The sequence below is a fragment of the Nocardiopsis halophila DSM 44494 genome, assembly GCF_000341245.1.
In the GTDB taxonomy this organism is placed as follows: Bacteria; Actinomycetota; Actinomycetes; order Streptosporangiales; family Streptosporangiaceae; genus Nocardiopsis_A; species Nocardiopsis_A halophila.
The window spans coordinates 25,768-35,216 of record NZ_ANAD01000260.1 but is presented as its reverse complement, the minus strand read 5'-3'; the positions used below and the strand labels follow the sequence as shown (position 1 = coordinate 35,216).

Annotated in this window: 8 protein-coding genes and 1 riboswitch; of the genes, 5 read left to right on the top strand and 3 right to left on the bottom strand. The window is 74.3% G+C overall.

Annotation, left to right across the window (positions count from 1 at the left end; translation table 11 throughout):
• Positions 1-734 precede the first annotated feature (734 nt).
• Complete coding sequence (locus D450_RS0128020; protein ID WP_017541942.1) at positions 735-1,514, top strand: nucleotidyltransferase domain-containing protein; 780 nt, start codon at positions 735-737, stop codon at positions 1,512-1,514.
• Between the two features lie 56 nt (positions 1,515-1,570).
• On the opposite strand, the gene D450_RS0128015 is transcribed toward D450_RS0128020, so the two are convergent.
• From D450_RS0128015 to D450_RS0128005, 3 genes are all read right to left on the bottom strand, one after another.
• Complete coding sequence (locus D450_RS0128015) at positions 1,571-2,128, bottom strand: DinB family protein (RefSeq protein ID WP_017541941.1); 558 nt, start codon at positions 2,126-2,128, stop codon at positions 1,571-1,573.
• Positions 2,125-2,865, bottom strand: a complete 741-nt coding sequence (locus D450_RS0128010) for an SAM-dependent methyltransferase (RefSeq protein WP_017541940.1) — start codon at positions 2,863-2,865, stop codon at positions 2,125-2,127. The genes D450_RS0128015 and D450_RS0128010 overlap by 4 nt, the downstream gene beginning before the upstream one ends.
• A gap of 948 nt (positions 2,866-3,813) precedes the next feature.
• On the bottom strand, positions 3,814-5,157 hold the full coding sequence (locus tag D450_RS0128005) for an aminotransferase class V-fold PLP-dependent enzyme (RefSeq protein WP_017541939.1): 1,344 nt from the start codon (positions 5,155-5,157) through the stop codon (positions 3,814-3,816).
• Between the two features lie 97 nt (positions 5,158-5,254).
• A riboswitch (SAM riboswitch) is annotated at positions 5,255-5,380 on the bottom strand.
• A 305-nt stretch (positions 5,381-5,685) separates the two neighbouring features.
• On the opposite strand from D450_RS0128005, the gene D450_RS0128000 reads away from it, so the two are divergent.
• From D450_RS0128000 to D450_RS0127985, 4 genes are all read left to right on the top strand, one after another.
• Positions 5,686-6,060 carry a DUF3870 domain-containing protein gene (locus D450_RS0128000; RefSeq protein WP_017541938.1) on the top strand — a complete coding sequence of 125 codons (375 nt, stop codon included), beginning with the start codon at positions 5,686-5,688 and terminating at the stop codon, positions 6,058-6,060.
• 7 nt (positions 6,061-6,067) lie between these two features.
• Positions 6,068-7,465, top strand: coding sequence for a CaiB/BaiF CoA transferase family protein (locus D450_RS0127995; protein ID WP_017541937.1), 1,398 nt, complete (start codon positions 6,068-6,070; stop codon positions 7,463-7,465).
• Positions 7,462-8,652, top strand: a complete 1,191-nt coding sequence (locus tag D450_RS0127990; RefSeq protein WP_017541936.1) for an acyl-CoA dehydrogenase family protein — start codon at positions 7,462-7,464, stop codon at positions 8,650-8,652. The genes D450_RS0127995 and D450_RS0127990 overlap by 4 nt, the downstream gene beginning before the upstream one ends.
• A gap of 66 nt (positions 8,653-8,718) precedes the next feature.
• On the top strand, positions 8,719-9,183 hold the full coding sequence (locus D450_RS0127985) for a nitroreductase/quinone reductase family protein (protein WP_017541935.1): 465 nt from the start codon (positions 8,719-8,721) through the stop codon (positions 9,181-9,183).
• Positions 9,184-9,449 lie beyond the last annotated feature (266 nt).

Genomic DNA, 9,449 nt, shown 5'->3' with positions numbered 1-9,449 from the left:
CCGGCGGGTATTACCCCGACTCCCCCGAGATCAACGGCAAGAAGGAGGGGTGCGCACCCGGGGCGGGGACACCGATCACGCCGCAGCGGTCGCACCGCTCACAAGGACGCGGCCGAAAGCTCCACCACTCGACCGCCTTTCAGCGCTCAGAAGCCGTCCGATGCACATCGGAGTTCGGTGAGCGCCACAAGGCGAGTACTGAAAGACGAGCATTCCGGTCAGACCCCGTGGGTCAGCACCGAGGGATCCGCTACGCCTATGCGGCTTGTCCCACTGCGGCCGCTCCGGTCCAGGCGCACCTTCATCCGAGTCATTTCCAATCTTCAGTACGGCCTGCTCTGATCACATCAGCGGAGTCGGCCGCGTCCGGCCCGGCTCTTCCGTCTCTCTCAAGCTCGCACTCGATATCGGCCAGCAGCTTCCTGTTACGGATGAACGGGGCCTCACGATTCAGGACCGACAGGAGCAGACTCTGCAGCGAGCACCCCTGTTCTCGTGCCTCCTCCGCAAGTGCGTCACAACGCCCTCCGGAACATCTCTGACAGTGACCATGACTCCCATGCACGCTCCCATGCACGCCTTATAGCCGCTCCGGGCACGCAGCGCACAATCCATTTGCGCATCCCCCTTGCGCCCCTGCTACGTTGCTCTACTTCCCACCCGCGGGAGGTCCCCGGTGCGGGGCGCCGCACCATGGACGGCGGCCCGGTCCCCGGGCCGCGGGAGGTCGCACGTTGAAGCACTCAAGCCCCGAATTCGCCGAGCTCGCCGAGAAGGGCACCGTCCTGCAGTGCCAGGTCGGTTCGGGGGTCCACGGCATCACCGTCTCCGACCAGGACGACCGCGACGAGATGGGGATCTGCGTCGAGCCCCCGGAGTACGTCATGGGGCTGCGCTCCTTCGAGCAGTACATCTACCGGTCCCAGCCCGAGGGCGTCCGCTCCGGGCCCGGCGACCTCGACCTGACCGTGTACTCGCTGCGCAAGTGGATGCGCCTCGCCCTGGACGGCAACCCGACGGTGCTGCTGCCCCTCTTCGTCCCCGAGGAGGAGATCGTCCGTGCCGACCTGCTCGGGCGCGAGCTGCGCGAGGGCGCCGACCGCATCCTGTCCCGCCGGGTCGGCGACCGCTGCCTGGGCTACCTGCGCGCCCAGCGCGACAGCCTGCTCGGCCGGCGGGCCGGGCGCCACACCAACCGCCCCGAGCTCATCGACCGGTACGGCTTCGACACCAAGTTCGCCTACCACATGGTGCGGCTGGGGGTGCAGGGCGCCGAGATCCTGGAGACCGGCCGCCTGACCCTGCCGATGCCCGAGCCGTGGGCGTCCTGGCTCCGGGAGCTGCGCCGCGGCGAGCACACGATGAAGGAGGCCTTGGAGGCCGCCGACGAGCAGGAGGCCTGTCTGCAGCGGCTCCTGGAGACCTCGCCCCTTCCCGAGGAACCGGACCGGGACCGGGCCGACACCTGGCTGGTCGAGGCGCACCGGCGGCACTGGGCCGAGCGGGGGCTGTGACCCGGGGCCCGGGGCGTGCACGCGCGCGTGCCCGGGTCGTCCCCGGGCCGGTCGGGTCAGACCGCGTCGCGCACGTGCGCCGGGTGGGCGCGGTACAGGTCGCGCAGCAGCGCCACTTCGGCGCCGTGGTGCATCACCTCGCGGTTGACGTGCAGGGCGAGCACCGCGAAGGGCAGGTCGGCCCACTGCTCCGGCTCGGCCGCGCCCACGGGGGCGGCGAAGTCCTCGGGGGCCTTCGTTCTCACCCCCGCGCACCAGGCCCGGTAGGCCGCGTCCAGGCGCGCCAGAGCCTCCTCCGCGCCGCCCGGCCATGCGGCGTCGGCCAGGGAGAGGGTGCCGTCGCCGAAGTGGTGGTCCACCCGCAGCTCCAGCACGCCGACGATGATGTGCCCGAGCCGCCAGGCCAGGGTGGTGAAGGGCGGCGGGTCCGGTTCGGGCCAGTCCCAGTCGGCGGCGAACGTGCCGTCCGGGCGCGGGCGCACCGACCAGCACGGTTCGACCGGTTCCCAGAAGAACTCGTCGTCGCCGAGGCCGTCCAGCCGGGGGCGCAGCGAGGCGTCCCAGTAGAACTCCAGCTGGCCGAGAACCTCGGTGGGCCAGTCGAGCGAGGTCATCGGCTACCGTCCCTCCTGCCCACGGCCCCGGCGATGCCGCTGCCCTCGGCGGCGACCTCTTCGTCGGGGTAGGGCCACCACGTGATGTCGGCCAGTCCGGGCTCCAGCGGCGCGAACGGGGCGAGCGCGCGCGCCGCACGGTCGTGCCGCCGCTCCTCGGGGAAGGTGGCGAGCACGTGGCCGCCCGGCCCGAGGGCGTCGTGCAGCGCGGCCAGCAGGGCGGGGGCGGGTCCGGGTCCGCCGGCCCCGGGGGCGGTGTCGAGCAGCAGAACGCAGACGGGCTCGTCGAAGTCGACGAGCCCGCACGTTCGCAGCCGCTCCACCAGGGTGTGCGGCGAGGAACAGGAGAGGGACACCACCGGCGCCGCCGCCCGGTGCGGGGAGGCGCCGGCGTGCAGGGCGGGGCCGTTGGAGGCGTCGGCGTAGAGGGCGCGCACACCGGAGCGGCCCTCCCCCGCGGCGGAGAGGACCGCGTCGCAGGTGGGCAGTCCCGAGGAGAGGTCGACGAACTGGCGGACCCCGGCGTCGGCGGCGAGGTAGCGGGCGGCCCGGGCGGCGAAGGCCAGGCGGGTGCGGTCGAGCGGGTCGGCGGCGGACGCCGGTGGGGCCGTTGCGGCAGGTGGGGCGGCCCCCCGGAGCGGGGCGGGCCGGCCGTCCAGGCCGACAACACGGGGTCGGGGCACGTCGGGGATCCTGTGGTCCTCGACGATCGGCTGGGCCGGCCACTCATCAGTCACGATCGCGCTCCCGAAGTCCTTTGGCGATCGATGTTACCTGTTGTGAGGTAGGTCATTCACCCGGCGATAAATTCACCGAGAATGAACGGCTCTTTTCCGGATCGAGAGATTTCGGCGCCGCTTCCGCCCACCGGATCCGGCGCGGCCTCGCACCGCCCCGCACGCACGTTGAGGCACCCCCCACCTGCACGGATACCCGCCGACCGGCGGACTCCCCGCCCACTCGACCGCCCGCGGACCGGCATGCGCGCCCGCATGCCGCCGGTCGGGCCGTCACGGTCCGCGGCCGTCCGCCGGCGCCCGCCCGCCAACGACGCCCGCCCTCTTTCGCCCCCGGGAATCCTTGTTAGAGAAGTTTTGACCGAAATCATCCCGAATAAGCCACCCGCGAAGATTGGGGCAGGAGTGAATAGGGGCCCGCCTCCGTCGGCCGGAGATTCGGGCCGGCAGAGCCCTCCCGAACACTCCTGTCGCGGCGGGCGCGGGAGGGGCGGTACGACCATCGAAAGTGGTGGAGCCATGGTGAGGCGGCCGGTGCAGGACCGGCGGGTAAGAGGAGTAACCGGCCCCCAGCGGCGCCTCCCTCAGGGGCGCCTCTGCTGCGCCGTCGCCGGGGGATTCCCTGGCCACGAGGGACCCGATGCTCGACCGACGGGCTCGGGCAGGCGCCCTGTCCTTCCATCGCGGTCCCTCGCATGCACCGTGCAGGACCCGCCACCCGGCAGGCGGTCCGAAGCGGGGCACCTGTTGCGCCGTCGCCGCATCGAATTCAACGTCCAGGCCGCCACCGACGGACGCCGACCGTGAGCTACGCCCGTCGCCGAGCACTCGCACGCCCCCGGACTCCGGTAGGAGGGTCGCCCTGTCATCGGGCCCTCCGGTGGGCCTGCCCGGCCCCGCAGTGGGCCTGCCGGTGGGCGCGCCGACCGACGCGCCCACCGGCCCGGCTCACGCCTCGGAGGGCTCCACGGGGACCAGTCGGCCGGCGTCGTCGCGGTACTCCAGCCGCGGACCCCGGTCCGCGAGGGCGGCCACCGCGGCCACGAGGCGGTCGACGTGCTCCTCGGTGGTGCCCAGGCCGATGCTGGCGCGGACCGCCTGCCCGTGCCCCTCCGGCAGCAGGTACCGGGTCAGCGGGTGGGCGCAGAACAGCCCGTCGCGCACGCCGATCCCGTGCTCGGCCGACAGGGCCGCCGCCAGCAGCCCCGCCGGGACCCCGTCCACCACGAACGACACGATGCCCACCCGCGGGTGCCCGCGGTCCCACAGCGAGAGGTCGTGCACCCCCGGGACGGCCGCCAGCCCGGCCCGCAGCCGTCGCAGGAGCGCCTCCTCGCGGGCGTGCAGGCGCTCCTGGTCGGCCTCCTGCAGGGTCCGGCAGGCGGCGGCGAGCGCCACCGCGCCCAGCACGTTCGGGCTGCCCGCCTCGTGCCGCGCCGGCAGGTCGTTCCAGCGCACGTCCGCGTCGGTCACGTTGCCGGTGGCACCTCCGCCCGCCAGGTAGGGGGCGGCCTCGCGGAGCCAGTCGGCGCGCCCGGCCAGCACGCCCGACCCGAACGGGGCGTAGAGCTTGTGCCCGGAGTAGGCGACGTAGTCGGCCCCGGTCTCGGCCAGGTCGAAGCGGCGGTGCGGCACGTACTGGGCGGCGTCCACCGCGATGCGGGCGCCTTCGGCGCGGGCCGCCTCGGCCAGCTCGCGCACCGGCCAGATCTCGCCGGTGACGTTGGAGGCCGCGGTCACGCACAGCAGCCGGGGCCCCTCAGGGGCGGCCCGCAGCGCCTCGCGCGCCGCGCGCACCGCCTCCTGCGGGCTCTGCGGCAGCGGCAGGCGCACCACCCGCCCGGCCCGGCTCCCCTGGTGCTCCCAGGGCAGCAGGTTGGCGTGGTGCTCGGCGGCGAAGACCACCACCGTGCACCCCTCGGGCAGGCAGCGCGCCAGCAGGTTGAGGGCGTCGGTGGTGCCGCGCACGAAGACCAGCGCGTCGTCGTCGCGCACCCCGGTGTACCGGGCGACGGTGCGCCGGGCCCGCTCGTAGGCGGCGGTGCTGACCTGCGACAGGTACCCGGCGCCGCGGTGCACGCTGGCGTAGAGCGGCAGCGCCTCGTCCAGCTCGCCGCGGACCGCCTCCAGGCAGGGCGCGCTGGCCGCGTAGTCGAAGTTGGCGTACTCGGCGGTGCCGCCGGAGGCCAGCGGCACCGACAGCCCGGTGCCGAGCACGGCGGGCGCGTCGGCGCCGCACGCACGGGCGGCGGGGACGGCGGAGGGGGCGGGGTTCTCGGCGACTGCGGTCATCACTGCTCCTCAGGGGTCATCGGGACCCCGAGGAGCCGGGAGCGTCCCCGCGCGGCGGCATCGGCGCACGGCGGTGTCTCCGGCTCGAACCCGCGGGGGTCCGCGCTTGCCTGACACGTTGCGTCCATCGGTCGTGTCTCGACCTGGTCCTCACCCGGGGCACCCCACCGCGGTGGAGGGTTGCCGGCCAGCAAGCCGGGGCTTCGCGCTGGCGCTCATGACCTATGCGGGACTATAGCGCACCGTGTCCGGTTCTGCGCAAGGCGGGGCCGTGGTGACGGTGTCGGCGCGGAGGAGCCGGCCCGGAGTCCGGTCGACGGGATGCGCCTGGACGTCGACGGGATCGCCGATCCCCCGCCTCCGGCACACGGCCGCACCGCAGCATTGACAGCGGTGCACCGGTTGCGGGGATACTTGGACGACTGCCCTCCCGCTGAGGGCGCCCTGCCTTCCCAGGTCGCCCTGCCAGGCGCGAGACTCCAGCCCTACGGAGCCTCATGCTGCCTGGAAACGGAAAGGGCCCACACCGTGCACGGTCACGACCACACGCGCGCTCTGCTCGCCGACCCCGACGTCGTCCTCGTCTCGGGGTACGCCCGCCTGCCCGACGCGGTCGCGAGCCATTCCCAGTACGAGCGCCTCGGCGTGGTGCTCGCCGTCAACGTCACGGACGGGCGCATCGTCGCCGCCGACACCACGCTCCTCACCGACCTGGCCAAGCAGTTCTTCCGCGCGCTCGTCGAGGGCCTGTCGGTCGCCGAGGACCTGCCCGAGATCTCCGAGCGCGTGCGCACCCGCTACGCCGGCCAGTCCGGCGCCGCCCTGACCACGGCGCTGCGGCGCTGCCTGGAGACCTACCACCAGCTGCGCGAACAGCGCGGCGGCGAGCAGCCGACCGAGTGAGCGAGGGATGAGCCCGACGAACCGCACCGACGCACACGACGAGCACGAATCCGACCGCGGTCCCGGCAGCGGCGGCCGCGCTCCCGACGGCGGCGCGCGACCCGAGGCGCCGGCCGACGGGGCACCGCAGGCCCAGGGCCCCCTGGCCGGGGTCCGGGTGGCCGACCTGTCCCGGGTCCTCGCCGGCCCCTACGCCACCATGCTCCTGGCGGACCTGGGGGCCGAGGTGGTGAAGGTGGAGCACCCCGGGCGCGGCGACGACACCCGCGCCTGGGGCCCACCCCACGCCGGCGGGGAGGCCGCCTACTACCTGGCCGTCAACCGCGGGAAGCGGAGCCTGGCGGCGGACGTCAAGGACCCCGCCGGGCGGGCGGCCGTACAGGAGCTGTGCGCCCGCTCCGACGTGGTGATCCAGAACTTCCGCCCGGGCGTGGCCGAGCGCCTGGGCCTGGGCTACGCCGAGGTCCGCGAGCGCAACCCCGCCGTGGTGTACTGCTCCATCAGCGGCTTCGGCCCCGAGCACACCCCCGCCGACCGCCCCGCCTTCGACGTGCTCGTCCAGGCCGAGAGCGGGCTGATGGGCATCACCGGCGAGCCGGACGGCCCGCCCTCCAAGGTGGGCGTGGCCATGACCGACGTGCTCTCCGGCCTCAACGCCGCGGTGGCGATCCTGGGGGCGCTGCTGCGCGCCCGCACCACCGGGCAAGGCGAGCACGTGGAGGTCTCGCTCATCAACTCGGCCCTGTCGGGCCTGGTCAACATCGCCCAGCAGGCGCTGGTCACCGGCGCCGAGCCGCCGCGCATGGGCAACGCCCACTCCACCGTGGTGCCCTACCAGGTGTTCGGCACCGCCGACGCCGACATCGTGGTCGCCGCCGGCAACGACGGGCTGTTCCAGCGGCTGTGCGAGGTGCTGGGACGCCCCGACCTGGGCGCCGACCCGCGCTTCGCCGGGAACCCGGACCGGATCCGCAACCGGGACGCGCTCATCCCCCAGCTGGAGGCCGAGCTGCGGGCCCGCCCCGCCGCCGAGTGGCTGAAGCTGCTCCTGGCGGCCGGGGTCCCGGCCGGGCAGGTGCGCGGCCCCCTGGACGCGGTGCAGGCCGCCCAGTCCGCCGGGGACGACGTGCTGGTGCGGGTCGACCACCCCACCGCCGGGCCGCTGGACACCGTCCGCGCCGGGTTCCGCCTGGCCTCGGGCGCGGGCTCCCGCGCGGCGGACGGCGCCCCGCCCCTGCCCCCTCCCCTGCTCGGCCAGCACTCCCGCGAGGTCCTGGCCGGGCTCGGGCTGGCCGAAGAGGACATCGCGGCCATGATCGACCGCGGCGCGGTGCACCAGAGCGCCCCCGGCGCCGCGCCGGCCGAGACCCCCACCGATGACGACGAAAGGACGGACCACCGATGAGCGACCAGCGCAAGGCCGCGGCCCCCGACCCCCGCGACTTCCTGGCCCTGGACCGGGAGCTGACCGGCGAGGAGCGCGACATCCGCGACACCGTGCGCGCGTTCGCCGCCGACGAGCTGCTGCCGAACGTCGCCGACTGGTACGAGGCCGGGACCATCCCGGACGCCCGCGGCCTCGCCAAGCGGCTGGGCGCCCTGGGCGTGCTGGGCATGCACCTGGAGGGCCACGGCTGCGCCGGCGCCGGCCCGGTCGCCTACGGCGTGGCGTGCAGGGAGCTGGAGGCCGTCGACTCGGGCCTGCGCAGCTTCGTGTCGGTGCAGGGGTCGCTGGCCATGACCGCGATCCACAAGTTCGGCTCCGAGGAGCAGAAGGAGCAGTGGCTGCCGCGGATGGCCGCCGGAGAGGCGATCGGCTGCTTCGGGCTGACCGAGCCCGACTCCGGCAGCGACCCCGGATCGATGCGCACCCGCGCCCGCCGCGACGGCGACGACTGGGTTCTCGACGGCACCAAGATGTGGATCACCAACGGTTCGGTCGCCGACGCGGCGGTGGTGTGGGCCGCGACCGACGACGGCGTCCGCGGCTTCCTCGTGCCCACCGGCACCCCGGGGTTCACCGCCAACACCGTCCGGCACAAGCTGTCGCTGCGCGCCTCGGTCACCTCGGAGCTGGTGCTGGAGGGCGTGCGGCTGCCCGGCTCGGCGCTGCTGCCCGGGTCGCGGGGCCTGGGCTCGCCGCTGTCCTGCCTGAACGAGGCCCGCTACGGCATCGTGTGGGGCGTGGTGGGCGCGGCCCGCGCGTGCTACGAGTCGGCGCTGGAGTACGCCGCCACCCGGGAGCAGTTCGGACGGCCCATCGGCGCCTTCCAGCTCACCCAGCGCAAGCTGGCCGACATGGTGGTGGACGTGAACCACGCGCAGATGGCGGCGCTGCGGATCGGGCGGCTGAAGGAGGAGGGCGCCTGCCACCACAACCACGTGAGCTTCGGCAAGTTCGCGAACGTGGCCGCGGCCCAGCGGGTGGCCCGCACCGCCCGGTCGGTGCACGGCGCCAACGGGATCACCCTGGAATACCCGGTGATGCGGCACATGGCGAACCTGGAGACGGTGGCCACCTACGAGGGCACCGAGGAGATCCACGCGCTCAGCATCGGCCAGGCGGTGACGGGGCTCTCGGCGTTCCGGTGACCCGCGAGTAGCCCCGGCCCCGGCCCACCCAGCACAATGGTCGTGAGCCGAACGAGGGAGAGGTCGATGGGGAACGACACCAAGCAGTTCCGGGCCACGAAGGTGCGGCGCGTCTTCGACGCGAGCATGTCCGGCCTGGTGAAGTACGGGCTGGGCCCGTCCTCCACGAGACTGCTGACCACCCGCGGACGCTCGACGGGCTTCCTGCGCTCGACCCCGGTCGACCTGGTCGAGAACGAGCAGGGCCGCTTCCTCGTCGCCCCTTACGGTGAGGTCGGCTGGGTGCGCAACATCCGCAAGGACGGCTTCGCGACGCTGCGCCGGGGCGGGTGGATCGAGCTGGTCAGCGTGGTCGAGGTGGGCGCCGAGCGCGCCGCGCCGGTGCTGCGCGAGTACATGGACCACCCGCGGGTCGCGGTGGTGGGCCCCTACTTCAAGGCCGCGCCCGACTCGCCCCTGGAGTGGTTCGTCGACGAGGCCGCGGACCACCCGGTCTTCGAGATCGTCCGAAGCACCACCGTGCGCCTGTGAGGCCCGCGACCGACGGGGGCGCCCTCCACTGAGGGCGCCCCCGTCGCCGTGTGCGGCCGGCGTCCGGACCGGGGTCCGCATGTCCCCCGGTGAGCACCACGGCAGGCCGTGTCCGCTCCCGTGGCGCGGTCTCCCTCCGCCCGGTCCGGTACGGCCGCTCCGCGGCCACTCCTTCGGAAGGCGGCCAGCGGCCGCCGTGGACCCCCGGCCAGAGCACACGCCTTCGTGGATCGGCCGAAGGCCGCCGGTCGCGTCCGTTCGTGCGG

Excerpts from the sequence above, each read along its gene's own strand:
- D450_RS0128005 (WP_017541939.1), bottom strand. The coding sequence starts at position 5,157 with ATGACCGCAGTCGCCGAGAACCCCGCCCCCTCCGCCGTCCCCGCCGCC.
- D450_RS0127995 (WP_017541937.1), top strand. The coding sequence starts at position 6,068 with ATGAGCCCGACGAACCGCACCGACGCACACGACGAGCACGAATCCGAC.
- D450_RS0128015 (WP_017541941.1), bottom strand. The coding sequence starts at position 2,128 with ATGACCTCGCTCGACTGGCCCACCGAGGTTCTCGGCCAGCTGGAGTTC.
- D450_RS0127985 (WP_017541935.1), top strand. The coding sequence starts at position 8,719 with ATGGGGAACGACACCAAGCAGTTCCGGGCCACGAAGGTGCGGCGCGTC.
- D450_RS0127990 (WP_017541936.1), top strand. The coding sequence starts at position 7,462 with ATGAGCGACCAGCGCAAGGCCGCGGCCCCCGACCCCCGCGACTTCCTG.